Source organism: Paraburkholderia acidiphila (assembly GCF_009789655.1).
In the GTDB taxonomy this organism is placed as follows: domain Bacteria; phylum Pseudomonadota; class Gammaproteobacteria; order Burkholderiales; family Burkholderiaceae; genus Paraburkholderia; species Paraburkholderia acidiphila.
On sequence record NZ_CP046909.1, the window covers coordinates 1,744,742 to 1,769,032 of the forward strand.

The window sequence follows — 24,291 nt, forward strand, 5'->3', positions numbered from 1 at the left end:
GCGTGATTGCCCGCCTGACTTCCTTTTTTTGACCGACCAGCGAGACCCCGCACCATGCCAAAATTCGCCGCGAACCTCACCATGCTGTTCAACGAAGTGCCCTTCCTCGACCGCTTTGCCGCGGCGGCGCAAGCGGGCTTCGACGCTGTGGAGTTCCTGTTCCCGTATCCGTACAAGGCCGCAGAACTGGCCGAGCGCCTCGAAGTCAACGGGCTGAAGCTCGTGCTGCACAATCTGCCTGCCGGCAACTGGGAAGCAGGCGAGCGCGGCATTGCGTGCCTGCCCGATCGCCGTGGCGAGTTCCAGGAAGGCGTGGGCCGCGCAATCGAGTACGCGAAGGCGCTGAAGGTGCCGCAGCTCAACTGCCTCGTCGGCATTCCGACGGCGGGCGTCGATCGCGAAACCGCGCTCGCCACGATCGTCGATAACCTTCGCTTTGCCGCTGGCGAGCTGAAGCGCGAAGGCATCCGCCTGCTGGCCGAGCCGTGCAACTCGTATGACATTCCCGGCTTCGCGCTAAACCGCTCGGCCGAAGCACTCGACGTCATCGAAAAGACTGGCTCGGACAACCTGTTCCTGCAGTACGACATCTATCACATGCAGCGCATGGAAGGCGAACTCGCCGCGACGATCAAGAAGCACTTCGCGAAGATCGCCCATATCCAGCTCGCCGACAATCCTGGCCGCAACGAGCCTGGCACGGGCGAAATCCACTACCCGTTCCTGTTCGATCTGCTCGACACGCTCGGCTACGAAGGTCACATCGGCTGCGAGTACAAGCCGCGCACGACGACTGTCGAAGGCCTCAGCTGGCTGCGCAGCGCGAAGCAGCGCACCGCCGAACTCGCCTGAGCGCGTAATCGGAGGCAACTACGCGCACGCAACCACTCGCGCGCAACGACGCACACGCACTGACGGACATTCAAGCATTCGCTTTAACGGAGACACAAGATGGCAAAGATTGGCTTTATCGGACTCGGCATCATGGGCGCGCACATGGCGCGCAACCTCATCAAGGGCGGCCACACGCTCGCCGTGAACGGCAAGTACCCGGTGCCCGACGACCTGCGCACGCAAACCGAAGTCGTCGCCGATTCGACGGCTGTTGCGAAGGTGTCGGACATCGTCATCGTGATGGTGCCGGACACGCCTGATGTCGCCAACGTCCTGTTCGCCGACGACGGCGTCGCCAAGGGTCTCTCGGCTGGCAAGCTCGTGATCGACATGAGCTCGATCTCGCCGCTCGAAACGCAACAGTTCGCCAAGCAGATCAACGCGCTCGGCTGCGACTATCTCGACGCACCGGTCTCGGGCGGCGAAGTCGGCGCACGCGAAGCCACGCTTTCGATCATGGTCGGCGGTCCGGAAAAGGCGTTCGATTTCGCAAAGCCCTTGTTCGAACTGATGGGCAAGAACATCTCGCTCGTCGGCGATAACGGCGCGGGCCAGACCACGAAGGTCGCCAACCAGATCATCGTCGCGCTGAACATCGAGGCCGTGGCCGAAGCACTACTGTTCGCAGCGCGTTCGGGCGCCGATCCCGAGCGCGTGCGCAAGGCCCTCATGGGCGGTTTCGCTTCGTCGCGCATTCTCGAAGTGCACGGCGAGCGCATGACCAAGCGCACGTTCAATCCGGGCTTCCGTATCGAATTGCACCAGAAGGACCTGAACCTCGCGATCGACGGCGCGCGCAAGCTCGGCATCGCGCTGCCGCACACCGCGAGCGCGCAGCAACTCTTCAGCGTGTGCGCCGCCAACGGCGGCAAGGCATGGGACCACTCGGCCATGATCCGCGCGCTCGAAATCATGGCGAACTTCGAGATCGCCGAACCGCAGGCGCAAGTGAAGGTGGCTTAAGTTTCAGCGGTTGCAGGACGGCGGTTCGCGCGGCGCAACGCGCGGACCGCCCGCAAAACCGGATCACGCATATCGGAACGTGCGCGATGACTACTGCGCACGTGCCTCCCGTGGGGCGCTTCGCGGCGGCGGCAACCGTCGCGAGGCAAATCGGTGCCGCTCTGGGCTGAGGGCGGCCAGTGGGGTCCGAAAGCGGCGCCCGGTGACGGCGGGGAAGCCTTGGTCGGTCAGACGTCGTCATCGGGTGTCCGCGTGTCGGATGCCCGTTTTTTCATTGACTCCGCTTCGCCCGTTCGATCTCAAGCGCCCCTAAGCGATTTCACCTTGAAAATGAAATCGACTTCGACCGATGCGCCCTTCGGCAATTGCAAAACACCGACCGAAGTTCGCGTGTGCACGCCCACCTCACCCAAGACCGAGTACAACGCATCGGATGCGCCATCGGCCACTTCGCTTTGCATCGTGAAGTCAGCGGCGCTACGCACGAATACGGTAATCCGTGGAACAGCCGAAATCGCGTCCAGCGAACCCAAAGCGCCCTTGGCAAGCGTCAGCGCCCGAACGGTGGACGTCGCGGCGGCTTGACGCGCTTCATCGAGTGAGACTGACTCGCCAACAATGCCAACAAAGCGAACCACGTCCCCAATCCGGGGAATTTGACCCGCAATGTAAGCGACATTCTCATCAACCAGCACGGGGGTGTACTTTCCTCCCGCCTTGATGGGTTCGCTCAGGTCAAATCCCAGTTCGATCGCTAACTTCCCTAGCCTTTCGTCTCTCGTCGTCACGTTTCTTGCCCCCTGGTCGCAGACTGCGATGTTACAACGCAAGGGTGTTCCTTCGAGCGAGGCCTTTGCGCCGCTGCAGTAAAAGCGCGGCAACGAGGCAAGAAGCAAAAAGGGCCTGGCGGATGGCTCCGCCAGGCCCTTGCGGCCTTGCACGTTGCCGCGCTCAGTACGTGTCGAACGCGTCCTGCAGCCCCGCCGTGTCGGTCATGCCCGCTGCGAGCGCGAGCAGCAACAGCACCCGCGCCTTGTACGGGCTAAGCGTGCCCGACGAAACGAAGCCGAGCGCGTCGTCCTTCGCCGCGCCGTTATGCATCACGTGACCCGAGCCGACGCGCGACGCACGTACGACAGCCACGCCCTTGGCGGCCGCTTCGGCCAGCGACTGCTGCAATCCGCCGTGAATCGAGCCGTTGCCCGTGCCGGCCACGACCAACCCATCCACACCGGCGGCCACGAGCGCTTCGACCGCCGCGCGCGACACGCCCGCGTAGCTCGTCACGATCTCGACCATCGGCCATTGACCCGCCGCCGTGAACGGCGCGTCGACCGTATGCGGGCGCAGCGCCCGGCGCTGGAATTCCACGCGCCCATCCTGCACCCACCCCAGCGCGCCGATCTCGGGCGACTGGAACGCATCCACCGCGTAAGTGCTGACCTTCGCGACGTCGCGTGCGCAATGAATGCGGTTATTGAACGCCACCAGCACGCCCTGCCCCGCCGCCGCCTCGCTCGCGGCGAGCGTGACGGCGTTGAGCAGATTGAGCGGGCCGTCGGCGGAAAGCGCCGTGGCGGGCCGCATGGCCGCCGTCAAGATGCACGGCTTCGCACTCTTCACCGTGAGATGCAACAGATACGCGGTTTCTTCGAGCGTATCCGTGCCGTGCGTAATCACCACGCCGTCGATCTCGTCGCTGGCCAGCAGGTCGTTCACTCGCTGCGCGAGCGTGGACCACAGCGCGAGCGACATGTCCTTGCTGTCGATGCTCGCGATCTGCTCGGCGTGGATCTGCGCGATGGCGTCGAGGCCCGGCACGGCGGCCAGCAGTTGCGCGACACCGATTACGCCGGCCTGGTAACCCGCCGTGTTCGCCGCGTCGGCAGCGGAGCCCGCGATGGTGCCGCCCGTCGCGAGCACGGCGATGCGCGGCAGCGCCTTGGGCGCCGCTGCGGAAGAGGAAGTGGATGTATTCATGGCGGCGATTTTAAGCGATCCGCGGCCCGCCGAGAAAATCCACTTTTCAGGTTGCTTCGCGCAACTGGCTCGCGATCTGCTGCTCGGTGAGCTGCGGTGCGAACATTTCGATGAGCCGGTACGCATACTGACGCAGGAACGCGCCCTTACGCAGGCCCACGCGCGTCGTGCTCGCTTCGAACAGATGTTCCGTGTCGAGCGCGACGAGCTCGCTGTCGCGCTTCGGGTCGTAGGCCATCGCCGCGACAATGCCGACCCCCATGCCGAGTTCGACATAGGTCTTGATCACGTCCGCGTCGATGGCGGTCAACACCACGTCGGGCACCACGCCCGCTTTCGCGAAGGCCTGGTCGATATGCGAGCGGCCCGTAAAGTCCTGGTCGTAGGTGATGATTGGATATTCGGCCACGTCTTCGAGCGTGAGATTTTCGCGGCCCACGAGCGGATGCGCCTTGGGCACCACGACCACGTGATGCCACGAGTAGCACGGGAACGTGACGATATCCGGGAAGCGGTCGAGCGCTTCGGTCGAGATGCCGATGTCGGCCTCGCCGTTGATGATCATCTGCGCGATCTGCTGCGGGTTGCCCTGGCGCAGCGCGAGGTGGACTTTCGGAAACACCTCGCGGAACTGGTGCACGACCTTCGGCAGCGCGTAACGCGCCTGCGTGTGGGTCGTCGCGACCACGAGGTGACCGCTGTCCTGATCGGCGAACTGGCGCGCCACGCGGCGCAGGTTCTCGGCGTCGAGCAGCATGCGCTCGATCAGCTGATGCACGGCCTTGCCGGGCTCCGTGAGGCCGGTCAAGCGCTTGCCGCGCCGAATGAAGATGTCCACGCCGAGCTCGTCTTCGAGATCCTTGATCTGCTTGGAGACGCCCGACTGCGACGTGTACAGCACGTTCGCCACTTCGGTCAGGTTCATGTTCTGCCGCACGGCTTCGCGCACGAAACGCAACTGCTGAAAATTCATGGTCTTCTCTCCGGGACTGCTGACCGATTATTCGTTTTTCGTCGATGTGAGCACTGTAACGCGCATTGCGCCGCTTTTTGAGCCGCGCAATCAAGCCGCGTACTTAAGCCGGAAACACGCGCAGCCCGCGAGGCACCGCCGTCACGCCCTGGCCCACCGCGAGCCCCAGCGCGCGCCACGACTCGCGGTCGAGTTCGGCTTCGAGCGCGCCGCCCGTGCGGCTTTCCAGCTCCACGCGCACCGAGCCGCCCAGCGTCACCACGCGGCGCACGTCGACGACAATGCCGTCGCGATGGTCGCTCGCTTCGCGGTGCAGCACGAGATCGTGCGGACGCACGTAGGCGAGCGCCGGTCCTTCGAAGCTGGCGTGCACCGAGATCGGCTGCGCCGCGCCTTCGGCCACGAAGCCGCGCGCATCCACTTTGCCGCGCAGGCGGTTCGCAGCGCCGAGAAACTCATAGACGAAAGCCGTCTGCGGATGATCATAGACGTCCTGCGGGCTGCCCACCTGCTCGACGTGCCCATGATTCATCACGACGATGCGATCGGCCACTTCGAGCGCTTCTTCCTGGTCGTGCGTGACGAAGATCGTCGAGATGTGCAGATCGTCGTGCAGACGGCGCAGCCACGAGCGCAATTCCTTGCGCACCTTGGCGTCGAGCGCGCCGAACGGCTCGTCGAGCAGCAGCACCTTCGGCTCAACGGCGAGCGCGCGCGCCAGCGCGATGCGCTGACGCTGCCCGCCCGACAGCTCGGACGGATAGCGCTGGGCGAGCCAGTCGAGCTGCACGAGCTTGAGCAGTTCATGCACCTTTTCGCGGATCACGGCCTCCGAGGGCCGCTCGCTGCGCGGCTTCACGCGCAGGCCGAACGCCACGTTCTCGAATACCGTCATATGGCGGAACAGCGCGTAATGCTGGAACACGAAGCCCACCTCGCGCTCGCGCGCGCCCACTTCGCCCACGTCCTGGCCTTGCAGCACGACCTGGCCCGCGTCGGCATATTCGAGGCCCGCGATCACGCGCAGGAGCGTGGTTTTGCCACAACCGGAAGGTCCGAGCAGCGCAACCAGTTCGCCCGGCGGAAAGTCGAGCGAGACGTTGTCGAGGGCGGTGAAGTCGCCGAAGCGCTTCTGCAGATTGCTGACGGTGATGCCCATGGTTACTGCTCCCCTACTTGAATCGGTTGGCGCACGGCGCGCGGCGCTGCGTGTTGTGTCGCGTGTTGTGAAGCGTGCTGCATGGCCGCCGGCTGGGGGCCGGCGTAAGCGGGAATGTCGTCTGCGCCGCGCAGTTCCGCCGAAAGGCGGCGTTCCGCGAGCAGCTTCAGGCCGAGCGTGACGAGCGCGAGCAACGCGAGCAGCGATGCCACGGCAAAGGCCGCCGCGAAGTTGTACTCGTTGTAGAGGATCTCGACGTGCAGCGGCATCGTGTCGGTCTGGCCGCGAATATGGCCCGACACCACCGAAACCGCACCGAACTCGCCCATCGCGCGCGCGTTGCAAAGAATCACGCCGTACAGCAAGCCCCAGCGGATATTGGGCAACGTCACGCGGCGGAACATCTGCCAGCCCGAGGCGCCCAGCACATGCGCGGCCTCTTCCTCATCGTTGCCTTGCGACTGCATCAGTGGAATCAGCTCGCGCGCGACGAACGGGAATGTCACGAAAATCGTGGCGAGCACAATGCCCGGCACCGCGAAGATGATCTGCACGTTATGGTCTTCGAGCCACGGCCCGAGCCAGCCCTGCGCGCCGAACAGCAGCACGTAGATAAGACCCGAGATCACGGGCGAAACGGAAAACGGCAGGTCGATCAGCGTGGTGAGCAGCGCCTTGCCGCGAAACTCGAACTTCGCGATCGCCCACGACGCCGCGAGACCGAACGCCAGGTTCAGCGGCACCGCGATCGCCGCGGTGATCAGCGTGAGCTTGATCGCGGAAAGCGCGTCGGGGTCGACGAGCGACGTGAAGTAGAAGCCAATGCCCTTCGAAAGCGCCTGCCAGAACACGGCGACGAGCGGCACCACGAGAAAGAGCGCGAGAAACGCGAGCGCGATGCCGGTCAGGAGCCAGCGCACCCACGGCGCTTCGGTAACCGGGTCGGGCCGGCGCGTGCTGCGTGGTTGCGGCAACGTGCTCATTGCGCACCTCCCGCAACGGTTGCGGACACAACGGCATGCGGCGCGCTGCCGGCCGTAACGCCGCGGCTCGTACGGCGCTGCAAATACCACTGCAGCGAATTGATGAGCAGCAGCATGACGAACGAGACGCACAGCATCATCACGGCCAGCGCCGTTGCGCCCGCGTAATCATACTGTTCGAGCTTCGTGATGATGAGCAGCGACGTGATTTCCGATTTCATCGGCACGTTGCCAGCGATGAAGATGACCGAACCGTACTCGCCCAGCGCGCGCGCGAACGCGAGCGCGAAGCCGGTGAGCAGCGCCGGCAGCACCGCAGGCAGCACGACGCGGCGGAACGTGAGCCAGCGCGAGGCGCCAAGACACGCCGCGGCCTCCTCCTGCTCGCGCTCGAAGTCTTCGAGCACCGGCTGCACCGTGCGCACGACGAACGGCAAGCCGATGAAGGTCAGCGCCACGAGCACGCCAAGCGGCGTGAACGCGATCTTCAGACCGAGCGGCTGCAGGAACTGGCCGATCCAGCCATTGCCCGCATACACGGCGGCGAGCGAAATGCCCGCTACCGACGTGGGCAGCGCGAACGGCAGATCGACGAGCGCGTCGATCACGCGTTTGAACGGGAACGGATAGCGCACGAGCACCCACGCGAGCAGGAAGCCGAACACCGCATTGATGAGCGCCCCGCCGAGCGCGGCGGTAAACGTGAGACGGTACGACGCGATCACGCGCGGCGACCACACGGCGCGTACGAACTGGTTCCAGTCGAGCGTCGCCGTCTTGAGGAAGGTGGCGGCCAGCGGAATGAGCACCACGAGGCTCAGGTAAGCCACCGTGATGCCGAGCGTCAAGCCGAAGCCCGGCAGCGCACTGGGCTTGCGCAATCGAAACGTTGTCATGCTCATCGTCCAGACATGGGTTGCGCGCTTGCCGGGTTCGCAGGCGGCGCCGAAAAGCGCGCCCGTGGGCGCGCTTCGTTGTTATGCGGTCGCGTCGTTTTCGACTGCTCACCGGTACAGCGGTACTGCGGTGTTGCGTGACTTACTGCGGCTGATAGATCGAATCGAACACGCCGCCATCCGCGAAATGCGTCTTCTGCGCGTTGGTCCAGCCGCCGAACGTGTCGTCGACCGTATAGAGCTTCAGCTTCGGAAACTTCGCCGTGAGCGCCGCCGGGACCTTGTCCGAACGCGGACGGTAGAAGTTCTTCGCGGCAATCTCCTGGCCCTCTTCGCTATAGAGGAACTGCAGGTAGGCCTCGGCCTCCTTGCGGGTGCCCTTCTTTTCGACGACCTTGTCCACCACCGCAACCGGCGGCTCAGCCAGAATGCTCACCGAAGGCACCACGATCTCGAACTTGTCCGGGCCGAATTCCTTCAGCGAAAGGAAGGCTTCGTTCTCCCATGCGATCAGCACATCGCCGATACCGCGCTGCACGAAGCTCGTCGTCGCGCCCCGGGCGCCCGAGTCGAGCACGCCCGCGTTCTTGTAGAGCTTCGAGACGAAGTCTTTGGCCTTCTGCTCGTTGCCGCCCGGCTGGTGCAGCGCATAGGCCCACGCGGCGAGATAGTTCCAGCGCGCGCCGCCCGAGGTCTTCGGATTGGGCGTGACGATCGACACGCCCGGCTTCGTCAGGTCGTCCCAGTCCTTGATGTGCTTCGGGTTGCCCTTGCGCACGAGAAACACGATGGTCGACGTGTACGGCGAGGCATTGTCGGGCAGGCGCTTTTGCCAGTCCTTCGCGACGATGCCCTTGTTGGCGAGCGCGTCAATGTCCCATGCCAGCGCAAGCGTCACGACGTCGGCCTGCAGGCCGTCGAGCACCGAGCGCGCCTGCGCGCCCGAGCCACCATGCGACTGCTTGATGGTCAGCGTTTCGCCCGTCTTCGCCTTCCACTGCTTGATGAAGGCCTCGTTGATGTCCTGGTACAGCTCGCGCGTCGGATCGTAGGAGACGTTGAGCAGCGACGTATCCGCGTGCGCGGCCACGGGCGCCATCGCCACCATCGCCGTGACGCCGACGAACGGCGCAACGCCGATAACCAGTTTTGCCGCCAGTGATTTCAGCCAGCCCGCGCGCCCCGTATGTGTCGTGCCCATCTATCTGTTCTCCGTTTTCGTGTGTGCTCGTTCGCGCTCATGTGTGATTTGCCGCTAACGATGGAGGCCAGTCTAGCGATCCGCTTACATTATTAAAAATGATGTTTTCTCATTTTTTAATACGCAAAAGTGGTAAAGACAGAGGAAGCCGCTGCTGAAGCGCGGTTTCGTCCGTACGAACACGGGAAAACGGCCTGATAGCAACGTTCAGTTGATGAACTTCAAGTAACACTTGAAAAGTGGCGAGTACTGTATAAAAATACAGTTACCTGTTCAAACATACAGTGGCGCCATGACCAAACTCACCGCACGACAGCAGCAGGTTTTCGATCTGGTTCGCCGGGCTATCGAGCGCACGGGCTTCCCGCCCACGCGCGCCGAGATCGCGGCGGAACTCGGCTTCAGCTCGGCCAACTCCGCGGAGGAGCATCTGCGCGCGCTGGCGCGCAAGGGCGTGATCGAACTGGCTGCAGGCGCCTCGCGCGGCATCCGCCTCATGCCGGGGCCCGACGACCTGCCGCACCAGTTCACGCTCCCGCACCCGAGCATCATGCAGCTCTCGCTGCCGCTCGTTGGCCGAGTCGCCGCGGGTAGCCCGATCCTCGCGCAGGAGCACATCTCGCAGAACTACATGTGCGACCCGGCGCTCTTCTCGAGCCGTCCCGACTACTTGCTGAAAGTGCGCGGCCTTTCCATGCGCGACGCCGGCATTCTCGACGGCGACCTCCTCGCCGTGCAGAAGAAGGCGGAAGCGAAAGACGGGCAAATCATCGTGGCGCGCCTTGGCGACGACGTCACCGTGAAGCGGCTGAAGCGCCGCTCGAATGGGCTCGAACTGATCGCCGAGAACCCCGACTACGACAATATTTTTGTCGAGGCTGGCAGCGCGGAATTCGCGCTGGAAGGCATCGCGGTTGGCCTGATCCGCCCCACCGAATTCTAAGCAATCCGTCTGCGCGCATTTTGCGCTGAATTTGCGCACTACCTGGAGAGAGTCATGGAACGCCTTGCCCGCTTGCTGCCCTTCCGTCAATTCGGCCGTCTTCGTCACCTTCGTGGAATCGCGTCGTGCGCAGTGCGCGAAATGCGCGATTCGGCTGGCGCACTCAGCGGCTCGCTCTTCGACGACTCGCCGGAGATGGTCGCGGCCAGCGCGGCCGACCTTCCGGCGCTGCCCTCGGCTCAGCCAGCGTTTGCGCGTGTATCGCTGAACAGCTCGCTCAATACCGAACAGCCCATGCGCCGCGCACCGGTGCGCGTCTACCAGGGGCCTTCGCGGCTCATCCTCGTCGGTACGGTTGACGCGGTCTGCCGGGCAATCGACCGCTGCATTGCCGAGCAGCACAGCGACCTGCCTGCGGCCCTCGCGAAGTAAGCCCGATTTACGCAGGTACGCGGCTCAAATGTGAGAAGAGGTTACGGTCGGGATCGTTTGGCCAGGTTTGCGGTCAACACCGTGTTTGAACGATTTACCCTATGCCGATGACGGAATCTCTCTCGACCCCACGTAAGACCCAAGGCTGGAAGAAGCCTGTTGCAATCACCGTTGCGCTCGCCATGATTGTTGGCGCGCTCGGCTACGCGTATGCGTCGCCCTATATCGCTGTGAAACACATGAAAGCCGCCGCCGACGCCCGCGACGCCGCCGCACTCAACGAGTACGTCGATTACCCTGCGTTGCGCTTGAGCCTCAAGCAGCAGGTCGGCGAGATGCTGCAGCGGCGCGTCGAAGGGCAGCACAGCAGCAATCCGCTGCTGATCCTCGGCGCCGTGATTGGTGCGGCCCTGATCAGTCCGCTCGTGGATGCCTACGCAACGCCGGAAGGCGTGGCTGCCCTGCTGAGCGGCATGCCGCCGACGGGCAAGCCCGGCGACCGCCCGCACGCGCCGCCGCCAGCGGAATCGAGCGAGTCACCGGCGGACGCCACACAATCGGCATCGCCCCCCGCTCCAGCGGCCCCGGGCAATCCCGCGACCGACGCTCGCCCGGTCACCACGGCCGGCTATCGCGGCCTGAACGAATTCGCGCTCACCTGGGACCGCGGCAATACAGGCGAGCACTATGCCGCCATCCTGCAGCGCCATGGGCTCTTCTCGTGGAAACTCTCAGCGGTCGAGCTGAGCGAAGGAAACGTCTCGAACTGAGACAGATCGGAAGTGAAAGTGGAAACAGGCCGGTTCTGTGCGAACCGGCCCACTCGAACGTGCTAGATCGCCTGGCTTGATCGCCTAAGCAGCGGCTTGCTGCCGTTTTTCCTCAGCCGCCGACGAACACGCCACGAGAATGCTGCACGACACGCGGTCGAGCAGCGGCGTGTTGCCCGCGCCCATCCACCAGCGCGAAAGCCCCGTGCGGCAGCGGTGACCCACCACCACGAGGTCGGCATTCAGTTCGTTGGCCAGATTCGCGATTTCGTCGATCGGATGCCCGAACGCGAAATGCCCCTGGGCACGCACGCCGCGCTCGGTCAGCCAGTCCACACCTTCCTGAAGGATTTCGCGCGCCGTTTCTTCGAAGCGGCCGCAGGCCACATCGGTCAGCAGGCCGGCGCTCTGCGCGATCGTCGAGCGCATGTCGACAACCGAGAGCAGATGCGTTTCCGCCTGTAGATCGAGCGCAAGATCGGCGCCGCAACGCAGTGCCTTGCGGCCTTCGCGCGAGCCGTCGTAACAGAGCAGAATTTTTTTGTAGCTCGCCATGATCGCTTCTCCCTGCCCGCGTGATTTGCAGGCTGTGCGATTCTCATGATGGTGCGCCGCAATTCCACACGCAAGGGCTGGAAAACGCCAGGTGGGCATCGAAAAGCGCCAGATACATCCTCCCCAGCGCACACGTCTTGTGCACGGACTGAAGCTTGCCGTGACATGCATTCGCCTCGTGCCACGTCGGACGGCTTCGAAACGGCGCCCGACCCGTCACGCAGCAATGCACTAAAATGGACCGCCTTGTTGCGCGCGATTTTTCGTTCCCTCTTGCGCTCGCTCTCGCGTGCGCTTTTTGCGTCAGTCGCGCGCGACGCCCGTTCGACTCACGTTCAACTGGTCCATGTCCGCACCCGCCATCGAATTCGAGCAGGTCATCAAACATTACGGAGACAGGACGGTCGTCAACGGCCTGTCGTTCAACGTCGTTCCGGGGGAGTGCTTCGGGCTGCTCGGCCCCAATGGCGCCGGGAAGACCACGACGCTGCGCATGCTGCTCGGCATCGTTTCGCCCGATGCGGGTCGCATCAGCCTGTGCGGCGAGCCCGTGCCGGCGCGCGCGCGTCATGCGCGTCAGCGCGTGGGGGTGGTGCCGCAGTTCGACAATCTCGACCCCGACTTCACCGTCCGCGAGAACCTGCTCGTGTTCGGCCGTTACTTCGGCTTGTCCGCGCGCGAAACGCGCGACCTCGTCGCGCCGCTGCTCGAATTCGCACGCCTCGAAAGCAAGGCCGATGCGCGAGTGGGCGAACTCTCGGGCGGCATGCGCCGTCGTCTCACACTGGCGCGCGCGCTCGTGAACGACCCCGACGTGCTCGTGATGGACGAGCCCACGACCGGGCTCGATCCACAAGCGCGGCATCTGATCTGGGAGCGGCTGCGCTCGCTGCTCGCGCGCGGCAAGACGATTCTCCTCACCACGCATTTCATGGAGGAGGCCGAACGACTTTGCAATCGCGTCTGCGTGATCGAGGAAGGCCGCAAGATCGCCGAGGGCGCGCCCAAGGCGCTGATCGAATCGGAGATCGGCTGCGATGTGATCGAGGTGTACGGCCCCGACCCGGTCTCGCTGCGCGACGAACTCGCGGCCGATGCGAAGCGCACGGAGATCAGCGGCGAGACGCTATTCTGCTATGTCGACGACCCCGCGCCCGTGCATGCGAAGCTGCGCCACCGCTCCGATTTACGCTACCTGCACCGGCCCGCGAATCTCGAAGACGTGTTCCTGCGGCTCACGGGCCGCGAGATGCAGGATTAATGCGGCAGGTTTTAATGCAGCAGGATTGACGGCGGTGTACGAATCGCCAAGGACACCATGCAAACACGCACCAACAACCCGACGCCCTCGCGCTCCGCCCACGCGCCCCTGCGCGAGCCGCGCGCCGCGCTGCCTTCGAACGCCACGAACTGGATCGCCGTGTGGCGGCGCAATTATCTGGTCTGGCGCAAGCTCGCCCTCGCCTCGATGTTCGGCAATCTCGCCGACCCGATGATTTATCTCTTCGGTCTTGGCTTCGGGCTCGGGCTGATGGTCGGGCACGTCGACGGCGTCTCGTACATCGCGTTTCTCGCGGCAGGCACGGTGTCGTCATCGGTGATGATGTCGGCGAGCTTCGAGTCGATGTATTCGGGCTTCTCGCGCATGCACGTGCAGCGCACATGGGAAGCGATCATGCACACGCCGCTCACGCTTGGCGACGTCGTGCTGGGCGAAGTGATGTGGGCCGCGAGCAAGTCGATGCTCTCGGGCGCGGCGATCATGGTGGTCGCCGGTTTGCTCGGCTATGCGAGTTTTCCTTCCATGCTGCTCGCGCTGCCCGTGATCGCGCTCGCGGGCCTCGCGTTCGCGAGTTGCGCGATGATCGTCACCGCGCTCGCGCCGTCCTACGACTTCTTCATGTTCTATCAAACGCTCGTGCTCACGCCCATGCTGCTGCTCTCCGGCGTGTTCTTCCCGATCGCGCAACTGCCCGCGGCCGCGCAGCACATCACGCTGATGCTGCCGCTCGCGCATGCCGTCGCGTTGATCCGCCCCGCCATGCTCGACCGGCCGGTCGACGAGGCCGGCCTGCATCTGCTGGTGCTCGCGATCTATGTGGTGGTGCCATTCGCGATCGCTTCGGTGCTGTTCCGCCGGCGCATGATGCGTTAAAGCACCTTAAAGCACGTTGAAGCCTCGCGAGGCACTCAGTCCTCGTCGTCTCCCCAGGGAATATCGACGTCCGAAATAAATGCGACCGTAGCGAACGGACCGCCTTCCTGGCGGCCGATCTTGCCGTCGGCACGATGCCATTCCACGCGAAACATCGTCGACTGGGTCTGGGCGAGCAAACGCACCGTGCGGATCTCTTCCGGATCCGACTCCTCCACTGGGCCATCGAGCGAAACCAGCAGCGCCTGCGGCCAGAGACCGTCGGCCGGGTCGTAGATGCGATCGCCGTCGGGAATCGAGGTGTCCGCCTCGACACCGATGGTGGCCGAAGCCTCGACGATCATCTTGCCGAGCGCGCGCAGCACCGCCGTGGCGCGGGCCGAGTTGGCCTGGCGGATGGCGAGATCGCCGCGCGTGAGCGCCTGCTCGAGTTTCGGATTGGTTTTTTGCTTTGCCATGCTGGTTTTCGGGCCGCGGCCCGCTCCGTGGCGGACGGCGAACCGCCCGCGTATTACAGGAATGCCAACGCGGGACGCATGGCGCTTGCCGCGTCCCGGCGTCGCTAGAAGCCGAGAGCCACCGCCGCGAGCCCCGCGACGATACCAAAGAACACCACAGTCGTGCCCACGACGGCGAGCATGCGCGGCCGGAACGAGCCCGCCAGCATCGCGAACGACGGCACGCTCACGGGGGGCAGCGTCATCAGCAGCGCGCCCGCGGGCCCCACGCCCATGCCGAGCGCGAGCATCGCCTGGATGATGGGGACCTCGCCGGCCGTGGGGATCACGAACAGCATGCCGACCACCGCGAACGTGACGATCCAGCCAAGGCTGCTCGTGACTTCCGGGCCGATATGCGGGAACAGCCAGGCGCGCGCGGCACCCAGCAGCAGCACGAGCACGATGTACTCCGGCACGAGACGCACGGCCATGCGCGCGAAAATACGCGCCCAGCGCACGAAGACGTTGCCGCCTTCCGCCTGTTGCCGGGCGAGGAGCGCGAGGCGGTCGTCTGCAGCGCGCGACTCCTCGGGCGTGACGAGCCGGTTGCAGACCCAGCCAAGGCCGAACACCATCAGCAAACCCAGTGTGAGACGCAGCGCGCTCCACTGCCAGCCGAGCACGAAGCCCATGAACACGAGCGTGGCGGGGTTGAGCACGGAGTTACCGAGCCAGAACGCGATCGCTCCGCCCGCCGACGCATTGCGTGCGCGCAGGCCGACCACTACAGGCGCGGCGCAGCAGGTGCACATCATGCCTGGCACCGCGAGCAAGCCACCTGCCGCCACGCTGCCAAAGCCGCGCCGGCCGAGCACGCGCGCGACCCATTGCACGGGCAGGAGCGCTTGCACGCCGGAGCCGAGCAGCAGACCGAGCACCATGGCCTGCCAGATCGCCTTGCCGTAGGCGAAGGCGTAATCGAGCGCGGCCGAGAACGAGGGATCAGGGGCGGTGGACGCGCCGCCCATCAGGATCGATTTGCCGATGGAGTGTGTTTCCTCGGCGGTGAACGCGCGGTGATAGTACGGGAACCACTTCACGTAGAAGAGGCCGGCCACCGCCAGCAAGATAAAAATGGGCCAGCCGTAGGACGGCGGCGATTGCGCTGGACGTGCGCTCGTCATTGTGAAATTTCTCCGGGATTGAGCGTATGGGCGGCCAGTCGGGACGCCGTCACGCGAGGCGTGATGGCGCCCCGACTGGCGCATGCTGGATCGTAGTGTATGCCTTGCGAATCGCCAACGACTTTGCGGCGTTGGCGATTCGTGGCCCAAGGAGGGGCCGCGCTACGCCGGCTGTCCCTTTAAGGGGCGGGATTAGGCTGCTGCTCGTGCAGCGCGTCGATTTGTGCGAGCAATTCGGAGGTGAGCTTGACGTCGGCGCTCGCGATATTTTCCTTCAACTGATCGAGTGAGGTCGCGCCGATCAGATTGCTGGTGAGGAACGGCCGGCTATTGACGAAAGCGAGCGCGAACTGCGCGGGCGTGTAGCCATGCGCCCGGGCGAGTTCCACGTAACGCGTAGTCGCGGCCACCGATTCCGGCTTGCTGTAGCGCTTGAAACGCTCGAAGCGCGTGATGCGGGCGCCTTCCGGACGCGCCCCGCCCTCGTACTTGCCCGACAGCCAGCCAAACGCGAGCGGCGAATACGCGAGCAGGCCCACGCCTTCGCGGTGCGCGAATTCGGACAGGCCGCTTTCGAACGTGCGATTGAGCAGGCTGTACGGATTCTGGATGCTGACGATGCGCGGCAGCCCCAGCTTTTCGGAGGCGCGCAGGAACTGGGCAACGCCCCACGGCGTTTCGTTCGACACGCCGATATGGCGGACCTTGCCGGCCTTCACGAAGTCGGCGAGCACGCTGAGCGTTTCCTCGATCGGCACCGTGTACGCGTCGTCGAGATACGGATACATGTTGCGGCCGAACGTCATCGTGCTGCGGTCGGGCCAGTGCAGCTGATACAGATCAACGTAATCGGTCTGCAGGCGCTTCAGGCTGCCGTCGAGCGCCTCGGTCAGATTCTTGCGGTCGAACTGGTTCTGCGGCCCGCGAATGTGCTGCGGATTGTGCGGCTGGCGAGCCGGACCCGCAATTTTGGTGGCGAGCACGATGCGCTCGCGCGCCGCGCGGTGCTGCGCGAGCCACGTCCCGATGAAACGCTCGGTCTGCCCTTGCGTCTCCGGGCGCGGCGGCACGGGGTACATTTCAGCGGCGTCGATCAGCGTGACGCCCTGGTCGAGCGCGTAGTTGATCTGCTCGTGCGCCTCGCGCTCCGTGTTCTGCTCGCCCCACGTCATCGTGCCGAGCCCGATCAGGCTCACCTTGACGTCGGTATCGCCGAGTGTGCGGTATTCCATGGAAACGTTGTCCGTCAGTTCGGTTGGGGAAACGCTGAAGCTATCATGCCGCGGGAATTTTTTCAGGAAATGCTGAATGCGGCCGGATTTGGCCAGATGCGGCGCGGCCGGGCACGGCTCCGTACGCTGGCAGACGTGCCAGAATCCGCACATGAGCCTACGAGGAGGCACCGGCATGGAAAACCGACGCAGCTACGAATACATGGGTTTCGACATGACCGCCGGCGTGGACGGCGACCACGAAGCCGGCTTTTTTGTCTCGACGCAAATCATCCACAGTCTGACGGACGCCGAAAACGCCAACGTACCGATCGACGGCATTGCCGCCGGCCGCTTCCCGACTCAGGACAACGCCTTCGACGCGGCCTTCGACCGGATACGCGCGGCCATCGACCAACGGGTGCGCGCCGCCACCTGAGCGTCGCCTGAGACTACGCGGGCCTGAAAAGCAAAAAGCCGGACGTCGAAACGACATCCGGCTTTCAGGCCGCGGAGCGGCACGCGAACTTCAGTGCGGCTTACTGGCCAAAAAACACCGATTGCGGGCCCGTGGCCTTCGCGTGGCTGCCCGACTGCGAAGCCGAACCGGCGACGCCGCCGTATGCCGTTTGGGCGCCTTGTTCCTGGACGCGCTCGGCGGCCACGGTCTGGACGCTCTGGCCGCGCTGCGAAGCCGGCGCGCCGACGTTCGGGCGATAGAACGGTGCCGGGCCATAGCCGCTGGCGAACGCCGGAGCGGCAACAGAAGCGGTGGCTGCGACCAGCAGCGCTGCGATGAGTTTGGTCTTCATGGTGGACTCCAATATCAGGTTCAATGGCGGATCGGGAAGGCGCCGCGCCTGGGAGGTCAGTGCCCACGAGCTGCGTCAACGAAACTCAGTGTATACACCTACTATCGGAAAATAATCGCGATAATCCGAATTTACTATTCTCCATTCCACAACAATCGCGCCAGGCAATTCCGACGGGGCTGAGCGACGAACAGACCCTAAAAGGGCACTCAAAAATATTTGCGCAACGCAGCAAATCCCCGCGGGAATACATAACTTGAGTAGGGTTTTTGGCCCGAAAATGGCCATCAGGCGCGCTTCCTGCATGGGAATCCGGCAAATTGGCGCAGTGCGCAAAGGGTACGAAGAGTCAAGCCCGTATGCGTTAAAATGCAAGGTTGATCCACGCTAGAGCCGTTCTTCTCCGGTTTCCCATCGCCATGTCCGCCAACCGTCAAGCCAGCCCCCGCCGCGTTTCCGTCGCGCCGATGATGGACTGGACCGATCGCCACTGCCGCTCGCTGCATCGCTTCATCTCCCGGCACACGTGGCTGTATACGGAGATGGTGACGACGGGCGCCCTCCTCCACGGCGACGTGCCGCGCCATCTCGCGTTCACGCCGGCCGAAGCGCCGGTTGCGCTTCAGCTGGGCGGCAGCGAACCCGACGACCTCGCGCGCGCCGCGAAGCTCGGTGAACAGTGGGGATACGACGAAATCAACCTGAACTGCGGCTGCCCGTCCGAGCGCGTGCAGCGCGGTGCCTTCGGCGCGTGCCTGATGAACGAGCCGCAACTCGTGGCGGACTGCGTGAAGGCGATGCGCGACGTCGTCTCCGTGCCCGTGACGGTCAAGCACCGCATTGGCGTGGATACGGTCGAGGACTATGCGTTCGTACGCGACTTTGTCGGCACGATTGCCGAAGCGGGCTGCGACGTTTTCATCGTGCATGCGCGCAACGCGATCCTGAAGGGCTTGAGCCCGAAGGAAAACCGCGAGATCCCGCCGCTCAAGTACGACTACGCGTACCAGCTCAAGCGCGACTTCCCGCAGGTCGAAATCATCATCAACGGCGGCATCAAGACGCTCGACGAAGTCGAGCAGCACTTACAGCATGTCGATGGCGTGATGCTCGGCCGCGAGGCCTACCACAACCCGTATGTGCTCGCCGACGTCGATACGCGCTTCTATGGCGCAACCGACGCCGCGCTCACGCGCGAGGAAGTGGAGGCGAAGCTCATTGCGTACTGCGCGAGCGAAATCGCGCGCGGCACCTACCTGGGCGCGATCGTGCGTCACGCGCTGGGTCTCTATCGCGGCATGGCCGGTGCGCGCGGATGGCGCCGCATCCTCTCGGACAACCGCAAGCTCGCGAAGGCGGATCTCGCGATCTTCGACGAGGCACGTGAATATCTGCGCGTTGCGGATGAAATTCTTGAATAAAGGGCTAGGCAAGGCCGCTTTGGTGTGTATATAATCTTGCTTCTTGATTGACGCCGCTTGCGAAGCAGCGCTGATTGAGAAAAACAGCGGTGGCTGTAGCTCAGTTGGTAGAGTCCAGGATTGTGATTCCTGTTGTCGTGGGTTCGAGTCCCATCAGCCACCCCAAAGAATTCAGCAGTGAACAAATTAGCCCGCACTGGTTGCGGGCTTTTTTGCGTCCGAAATCAGCGCCTCCATCATGCAATCCAGCCAGCCGGTCGTCGACAACGTTCGGCACCTTGGCACGGGGAACCTGCAAGATGTCACCGAGGCACGAACAACGAGTAGTCCGGTGACGCAGCAACGACAACGTATTGCTGCCACCACAGCAAACACATGAGTCAGTCAAGGAGAGGGATGCCTCCTTGAACTACGCGCTCGGACGTGTACAATGCGCCCCGCATCAGCAGTGAGACCAAAGAAAATTTCGGGGAATGCACATTGCATCAATAGCGATGGCAAAAAAAAATACTGATATTGAATGTTTGCGGGCCGTCGCAATCATCCTGACCGTTCTTCAGCATCTGTACATCCTCCTCAGATGGAACCCGCATCCCTTCGGAGCAGCGGAGAACTATCTGCAATTCTGGGGCGGCGTTGATCTTTTCTTCTGCATCTCAGGCTTCGTGGTCAGCAAGTCCGTTATGGACTCTATCGATCTCGCACGCACTGAAGGGCGCCAATGGTTCGTCGTGAAGGCCTTCTGGGTGCGGCGTGTATATCGCCTGCTACCATCAGCGTGGCTATGGGCGTTTGTCATGGCGCACTTCGGCAGTCTGCACGACGTGGCTGCCCCGACCGTCGCCATCATGGCCAGCGTGGCGAATTTCGCCCAGTACTTCGGTATCAATATGGGCGGCACCACGGTTTACTGGAGCCTGTCGCTCGAAGAACAGTTTTATCTACTCTTCCCATTCTTCGTCATATTCGTGCCGGTCGCATGGCGCTATAAAGTCCTGCTTATCGCCATTGCCCTCCAGTTTCCCATGCGTCGGGAAATGGGCTCGATCTTCTGGCTGACTCGTCTCGATTCGATGATGTGGGGCGTCGTGATCTACCTCTTCTCGCGCACTCCGACATACCGCGTTTTCGAACCGCAATCTCTGAAGACCCGGACCAAGGCTTGGGGCGTTAGCCTGTTCTTTGTGTTTTTGCTGATTGCCGTCCCGGGTGCCCTTGATGTTGTTCGCTTCCACGTCGGATTAATGGCCGCAGTCTCAGCCGCTCTCGTGTATATCGCATCGTTCAACAGGTCTTACGTGTTTCCGTCCCGCGCGTTGCGCCCAATCATGGTCTGGATCGGTTCACGCTCCTACGCAATCTATCTTTGCCATCTGCCAGCCTATGTGATTACACACGAGTACTGGAGTCGCGCCGCATTGCGTACCGGTCTGACATTTCCGAACGGGACGTACACGCTCCGATATATCGTGACGGCGCTGGCTCTGATCGCATTGTTCGCGGAATTAAACTACCGACTTATCGAAGTCCCCCTCCGAAATCGAGGCAGCGCGGCTGCACGCCGGATCATCAGCGTTCCAGAGAGTGCAACGGCCTGACTTCCTGCTCATGAATTGTTCGTGACCGGCAAGGGCACCGGAGCCGCCGGTTCACAACAAGACGCCGGACACCTTCGCCTTGTACCAATTCTGTACGAGCAGCAGACTCTTCGCGCCACAAGCATGAAAAAAAGATGGATTGTTTCGTCGCTCGCGGTTTTTCTTGCGACGATCTATTTCACCGCAGTAGAAGCGACTGTCCCTGAAGAAGCCTTTACGTCATGCGCGCCGGCAATGCATGACGATCAGCCGCTGCCGTTTCTTTCGAACGACGACCTGGACCGGTGCATGCTCTCAAAAGGCTACGCATACGCGGGGACCGCTTTGGCAAATTCTTGTTCGGCCAGTCGCAGCGCCAGTTGCTATCACAAGGTCTTGTCTCGGCGCGACCTCTAGCATCGTCGGCCTCAGACCGCGACCATTGTCTCGTGTCTTCCAGTTTGCAGCGATCGCCCATTTCACATTAGTGCCACTTTCGGCATAAGAAGGCCCCCCGTTCACGAGGCGCGTGGTTGGTACTGTTTCGCAGACACATCGGCAGGACGTCAGCGAACGGAACTCCAACTCTGCCACCGCTTGCCGTCGCTCGCCGTTGAACTAAAGGGATTTATGTATCCAATCATGCGGCCTCATTCGACCCTGTACAATCGGCCACATCCCGCGGGCCTCCAGGCGAATATGCAGTTCGAGTCAATCCAAGATGGCGAAAAAAAATATCGATATTGAATGTTTGCGTGCCGTCGCCATCCTCCTCACGGCGCTCCAGCATCTGAACGTACTTTTTCGGTGGTCGCCCCATCCTTTGGGGAGAATCGAAGACTATCTGCACTTTTGGGGGGGTGTTGATCTTTTCTTTTGTATATCTGGCTACGTTGTCAGCAAGTCGTTAATAGAGTCGCTTGACGTTGCACGCGGAGAGGGACGAGAGTGGCTTGTCGTCAAGGCTTTCTGGACCCGCAGAGTCTACCGACTGTTGCCGTCCGCATGGCTATGGATGATCATCATGGGCGCCGGCACGTTCCTTTTCAATGAAACGGGGGCATTCGGCAATGTCCATGACACAATCAGCCGCAGCATTGCAATCGTGACGGGTGTCGCGAATTTCGCCACGTTTTTTGGCATCAACATGGGGCAAGGCTTCGTGTATTGGAGCCTGGCGCTCGAAGAACAGTTTTATCTTATCTTCCCGTTTTTCGTCGTCTTTGTCCCTATCGCGTGGCGCCACCGCGTTTTGCTACTTGCAATTGCGATACAGTTTCCGATGTATCGGAGCACGGGAACTATCTTTTGGGCAACGCGGCTGGACGCATTGCTATGGGGCATCGTCCTTTACCTCTTCTCTCGCACGCCTCAATATCGCATTTTCGAACCGCTCTCGCTAAAGAAGAGCTCGAAGGCCTGGGGCGTGAGCCTCTTCCTCATTTTCACCTTAGCCGCTATCCCCGGAGCGTTGGAGACGGTTCCTTTTCATGTGGGCATGATGGCGCTCGCCTCCGCCGCGCTCGTCTATGCAGCGTCGTTCAATAAGGCGTACGTACTTCCATCTCGCTGGCTGCGGCCCATTCTGACGTGGATCGGCTCGCGCTCGTATGCGATCTATTTGTGCCATCTTCCTGCGTATATGATCACGCACGAACTCTGGACCCGGTGGACGGAGCGCTTCGGCCTCTCGCATCCGAACGGCACATACACCATTCGCTACGCCATTACGGCGCTCGCATTAATAACTGCCCTTGCAGAACTGAACTACAGACTTGTTGAGGCTCCACTTCGCAAGCGCGGCATGAACGCCGCACGCCGCATTACATTGCAGCCCTCCGCAGCGTCAGACCAAATGACTGTCAGCCGGCCATAGTCACCTCCTTTCTCGGGTTCGTTCGCTTCCTCGGGAACGCTTACATTGCCAATCTCTGCACCGCCCGCCCCTCACCTCCGACCGCCTCGCACAGATACGGGATGACCAGCCGGAACCTGTCGTGCTCGAACTGTTGCGGGAGATCCACAGGCTGCGGGCGACCATCTCTCGCGCAAATCAGATCCTGAACTCTCCAGAAAAAGACGGACACGACGCCGTGCTGACAGCTTGCACAATCGTTCGCGCTTGCACTCGACGTTAGACCACGTCAGCCCGATGCAACACGAGCAGGACGCGTACGCCTACCCGAACCAACGGGTGGCATAATCTCCGCGCAGTTGAGGGATCCGAAATTCGCGGGCAACGCCAGCGGGTGCAGGCAGGATCCGTGAACAGTGAGTCAGGTAGGCCGTGTTCATGACACGGCCGCCGGCAGCCCGAATATCTCGGGTTAAGACGTTCGTTAAATGATGACAAGGTCGACATGACATTCGATGAAGCGGTAATGGAACTGCCGAAATTATTCGAGGGGAAAAAATTCTCGGAATGCGCAGAGTTGTCAAAAGCTTTGCTGAAGGTGCAACCTCATCATCCCCCAGCCTTGGTCCATTTGGCGTGCTCCCATGAGCAATTGGGCGACTTGCAGCAAGCTGGGAATGCATTTCGGATTTTGTCTCTGATTTTTCCGCATAACGAGCAGCTTGCAGAAAACGTCGTTCGCACGCTTCCAGCTGATCAGCATGTTCTATTTTCCAGCGAGCGCGAGGAGCGCAAAAATAGAATTGCCAAATTCCCGAAAAAGCCGTCGCTTGATCTGGTAGACAATCCAGCCGGGAAAATGTTTGTGCCCGTAATTCCGGATGGCGATATTATTGGACAAACGATTCGACAAGGCGGAATTTTCGATATAAATATTATTCAATGCGCTGAGCAATATATTCGACCGGGGACTACGGCCATTGATGTCGGGGCAAACTTCGGGCAAATGTCCCTGTTGTTTTCCAGAATGGTAGGTCCTTTTGGACAAGTGCTCTCGATCGAGGCTGACGACTATGTGGGCCATGTACTCGCGGAAAATATTCGCGTAAACGGCATTCAAAACATACGAATCGTAAATAAGGCCGTACATAACGAAACGGGAAATACGGTATTCTTTCCGGATCAGGATTTTGTACGTTTTTCGACATACGGATCTTATGGCATCGATCCACACGCCGCATCCGGCCGGGAAGTCACGACGGTAAAGATCGATGATCTGGGTATTGATGGTCCGGTCACGTTCATGAAGGTCGATGTGCAGGGCTGCGACCTCTTTGCCATGGAAGGAGCAAAAAATCTGATTCTGAAAAATAAAATGCCGATCATTTTCGAATATGAAGAGCAATTTCAGGCTGATTTTGGCACGTCATTCCAGGATTATGTGAATTTTGTGATTGGAATTGGATATGAATTTGTTAAAACGGTGGACAGTATCAATTATTTGATTGCACCGAAGGCGTCTTGATCCATGCCGCTGCCGAGGCTGTGCTGATCGACGGGCGCGTGCCGATGCACGCGCCGCGGACCGTCGCGACGAGGGTCCAGCGGAGCTTAATAATTAGATCCACATCGCCATTATACTGTATCGATATACAGTATAATGGCATCGGCGGGAACCGCTAAAATAGACTGCAGATCTCGGAATGAATCGTCGCAAACCCGCGCCAGAGCCGGAGCGATAAAGTGCGCTCCATTCCGGATTTGAAATCACAGGGCTTTGTTATCGTGGGTTCGAGTCCCGTCAGCCACCCCAAAGAATTCAGTAGTGGACCAAAAAGCCCGCAGTGTTTGCGGGCTTTTTCGCGTCTGTGCACGAGAGACACCCAG

At 62.0% G+C, this 24,291-nt stretch carries 25 protein-coding genes, 1 tRNA gene and 1 pseudogene; 15 read left to right on the forward strand and 12 right to left on the reverse strand.

Translation table 11 applies throughout. The annotated features are described in order from the left end of the window. Positions 1-54: 54 nt before the first annotated feature. Positions 55-852 carry a hydroxypyruvate isomerase gene (gene hyi / locus FAZ97_RS07785; RefSeq protein WP_158757922.1) on the forward strand — a complete coding sequence of 266 codons (798 nt, stop codon included), beginning with the start codon at positions 55-57 and terminating at the stop codon, positions 850-852. A 99-nt stretch (positions 853-951) separates the two neighbouring features. Beyond that, entirely contained in the window at positions 952-1,857 is a 906-nt protein-coding gene (locus FAZ97_RS07790; protein WP_158757923.1) for a 2-hydroxy-3-oxopropionate reductase, read from the forward strand. Positions 1,858-2,156: 299 nt separating this feature from the next. Here FAZ97_RS07790 and FAZ97_RS07795 read toward each other — a convergent pair whose 3' ends face one another. The 7 genes from FAZ97_RS07795 to FAZ97_RS07825 form a co-directional block, all read right to left on the reverse strand. Continuing rightward, positions 2,157-2,645: a RidA family protein gene (locus FAZ97_RS07795; RefSeq protein ID WP_158759091.1), complete on the reverse strand. Its 489-nt coding sequence runs from the start codon at positions 2,643-2,645 to the stop codon at positions 2,157-2,159. A 163-nt stretch (positions 2,646-2,808) separates the two neighbouring features. Then, a complete protein-coding gene (locus tag FAZ97_RS07800) occupies positions 2,809-3,837 on the reverse strand; it encodes an asparaginase (RefSeq protein ID WP_158757924.1) in 1,029 nt (342 codons plus the stop codon). A gap of 46 nt (positions 3,838-3,883) precedes the next feature. Further along, positions 3,884-4,810 carry a CysB family HTH-type transcriptional regulator gene (locus tag FAZ97_RS07805; RefSeq protein ID WP_158757925.1) on the reverse strand — a complete coding sequence of 309 codons (927 nt, stop codon included), beginning with the start codon at positions 4,808-4,810 and terminating at the stop codon, positions 3,884-3,886. Positions 4,811-4,913: 103 nt separating this feature from the next. Beyond that, positions 4,914-5,969, reverse strand: coding sequence for a sulfate/molybdate ABC transporter ATP-binding protein (locus FAZ97_RS07810; protein ID WP_158757926.1), 1,056 nt, complete (start codon positions 5,967-5,969; stop codon positions 4,914-4,916). 2 nt (positions 5,970-5,971) lie between these two features. Then, on the reverse strand, positions 5,972-6,952 hold the full coding sequence (gene cysW, locus FAZ97_RS07815) for a sulfate ABC transporter permease subunit CysW (RefSeq protein WP_158757927.1): 981 nt from the start codon (positions 6,950-6,952) through the stop codon (positions 5,972-5,974). Next, positions 6,949-7,848, reverse strand: coding sequence for a sulfate ABC transporter permease subunit CysT (gene cysT, locus FAZ97_RS07820; RefSeq protein WP_158757928.1), 900 nt, complete (start codon positions 7,846-7,848; stop codon positions 6,949-6,951). Before cysT ends, cysW begins: the two co-directional genes overlap by 4 nt. A 142-nt stretch (positions 7,849-7,990) precedes the next feature. Then, positions 7,991-9,049 carry a sulfate ABC transporter substrate-binding protein gene (locus tag FAZ97_RS07825; RefSeq protein ID WP_158757929.1) on the reverse strand — a complete coding sequence of 353 codons (1,059 nt, stop codon included), beginning with the start codon at positions 9,047-9,049 and terminating at the stop codon, positions 7,991-7,993. Between the two features lie 292 nt (positions 9,050-9,341). Here FAZ97_RS07825 and lexA point away from each other — a divergent pair, with 292 nt between their 5' ends. From lexA to FAZ97_RS07840, 3 genes are all read left to right on the forward strand, one after another. Continuing rightward, a complete protein-coding gene (gene lexA / locus FAZ97_RS07830; protein WP_158757930.1) occupies positions 9,342-9,992 on the forward strand; it encodes a transcriptional repressor LexA in 651 nt (216 codons plus the stop codon). Positions 9,993-10,046: 54 nt separating this feature from the next. Beyond that, positions 10,047-10,424 (forward strand): hypothetical protein, encoded by a 378-nt coding sequence (locus FAZ97_RS07835; protein WP_158757931.1) that lies wholly within the window; start codon positions 10,047-10,049, stop codon positions 10,422-10,424. 107 nt (positions 10,425-10,531) lie between these two features. Further along, positions 10,532-11,194 carry a DUF2939 domain-containing protein gene (locus tag FAZ97_RS07840; protein WP_158759092.1) on the forward strand — a complete coding sequence of 221 codons (663 nt, stop codon included), beginning with the start codon at positions 10,532-10,534 and terminating at the stop codon, positions 11,192-11,194. A gap of 84 nt (positions 11,195-11,278) precedes the next feature. Here the strand turns inward: FAZ97_RS07840 and FAZ97_RS07845 are convergent, their stop codons facing one another. After that, on the reverse strand, positions 11,279-11,749 hold the full coding sequence (locus FAZ97_RS07845; protein ID WP_158757932.1) for a universal stress protein: 471 nt from the start codon (positions 11,747-11,749) through the stop codon (positions 11,279-11,281). Positions 11,750-12,095: 346 nt separating this feature from the next. Between FAZ97_RS07845 and nodI the strand changes: the two genes are divergently transcribed. Together nodI and FAZ97_RS07855 are read left to right on the forward strand one after the other, a co-directional pair. Continuing rightward, a complete protein-coding gene (nodI, locus tag FAZ97_RS07850; RefSeq protein ID WP_158757933.1) occupies positions 12,096-13,010 on the forward strand; it encodes a nodulation factor ABC transporter ATP-binding protein NodI in 915 nt (304 codons plus the stop codon). A gap of 57 nt (positions 13,011-13,067) precedes the next feature. Next, positions 13,068-13,904, forward strand: a complete 837-nt coding sequence (locus tag FAZ97_RS07855; protein ID WP_158757934.1) for an ABC transporter permease — start codon at positions 13,068-13,070, stop codon at positions 13,902-13,904. A gap of 35 nt (positions 13,905-13,939) precedes the next feature. Here FAZ97_RS07855 and FAZ97_RS07860 read toward each other — a convergent pair whose 3' ends face one another. The 3 genes from FAZ97_RS07860 to FAZ97_RS07870 form a co-directional block, all read right to left on the reverse strand. Beyond that, positions 13,940-14,362, reverse strand: coding sequence for a hypothetical protein (locus tag FAZ97_RS07860; RefSeq protein ID WP_158757935.1), 423 nt, complete (start codon positions 14,360-14,362; stop codon positions 13,940-13,942). Between the two features lie 104 nt (positions 14,363-14,466). Beyond that, positions 14,467-15,528 (reverse strand): permease, encoded by a 1,062-nt coding sequence (locus FAZ97_RS07865; protein WP_158757936.1) that lies wholly within the window; start codon positions 15,526-15,528, stop codon positions 14,467-14,469. A gap of 179 nt (positions 15,529-15,707) precedes the next feature. Next, positions 15,708-16,760, reverse strand: a complete 1,053-nt coding sequence (locus FAZ97_RS07870; RefSeq protein WP_158757937.1) for an NADP(H)-dependent aldo-keto reductase — start codon at positions 16,758-16,760, stop codon at positions 15,708-15,710. Positions 16,761-16,836: 76 nt separating this feature from the next. Between FAZ97_RS07870 and FAZ97_RS07875 the strand changes: the two genes are divergently transcribed. After that, positions 16,837-17,178, forward strand: coding sequence for a hypothetical protein (locus FAZ97_RS07875; RefSeq protein ID WP_158757938.1), 342 nt, complete (start codon positions 16,837-16,839; stop codon positions 17,176-17,178). Between the two features lie 100 nt (positions 17,179-17,278). On the opposite strand, the gene FAZ97_RS07880 is transcribed toward FAZ97_RS07875, so the two are convergent. Beyond that, positions 17,279-17,551, reverse strand: coding sequence for a hypothetical protein (locus tag FAZ97_RS07880; RefSeq protein ID WP_158757939.1), 273 nt, complete (start codon positions 17,549-17,551; stop codon positions 17,279-17,281). A 419-nt stretch (positions 17,552-17,970) separates the two neighbouring features. On the opposite strand from FAZ97_RS07880, the gene dusA reads away from it, so the two are divergent. The 7 genes and pseudogenes from dusA (at position 17,971) to FAZ97_RS07910 (ending at position 23,929) form a co-directional block, all read left to right on the forward strand. Then, positions 17,971-18,972 (forward strand): tRNA dihydrouridine(20/20a) synthase DusA, encoded by a 1,002-nt coding sequence (gene dusA, locus FAZ97_RS07885; RefSeq protein ID WP_158757940.1) that lies wholly within the window; start codon positions 17,971-17,973, stop codon positions 18,970-18,972. A gap of 89 nt (positions 18,973-19,061) precedes the next feature. Continuing rightward, positions 19,062-19,137, forward strand: a tRNA-His gene (locus FAZ97_RS07890). A gap of 308 nt (positions 19,138-19,445) precedes the next feature. Continuing rightward, a complete protein-coding gene (locus FAZ97_RS07895) occupies positions 19,446-20,570 on the forward strand; it encodes an acyltransferase family protein (RefSeq protein WP_158757941.1) in 1,125 nt (374 codons plus the stop codon). A 21-nt stretch (positions 20,571-20,591) separates the two neighbouring features. Continuing rightward, on the forward strand, positions 20,592-20,966 hold the full coding sequence (locus tag FAZ97_RS07900) for a hypothetical protein (RefSeq protein WP_158757942.1): 375 nt from the start codon (positions 20,592-20,594) through the stop codon (positions 20,964-20,966). Between the two features lie 304 nt (positions 20,967-21,270). After that, positions 21,271-22,425: an acyltransferase family protein gene (locus FAZ97_RS07905; RefSeq protein WP_158757943.1), complete on the forward strand. Its 1,155-nt coding sequence runs from the start codon at positions 21,271-21,273 to the stop codon at positions 22,423-22,425. Between the two features lie 189 nt (positions 22,426-22,614). Beyond that, positions 22,615-22,752, forward strand: a pseudogene (locus FAZ97_RS35785) (IS3 family transposase); the annotation flags it as partial. Between the two features lie 157 nt (positions 22,753-22,909). Beyond that, entirely contained in the window at positions 22,910-23,929 is a 1,020-nt protein-coding gene (locus FAZ97_RS07910) for an FkbM family methyltransferase (RefSeq protein WP_158757944.1), read from the forward strand. Positions 23,930-24,291: the final 362 nt, after the last annotated feature.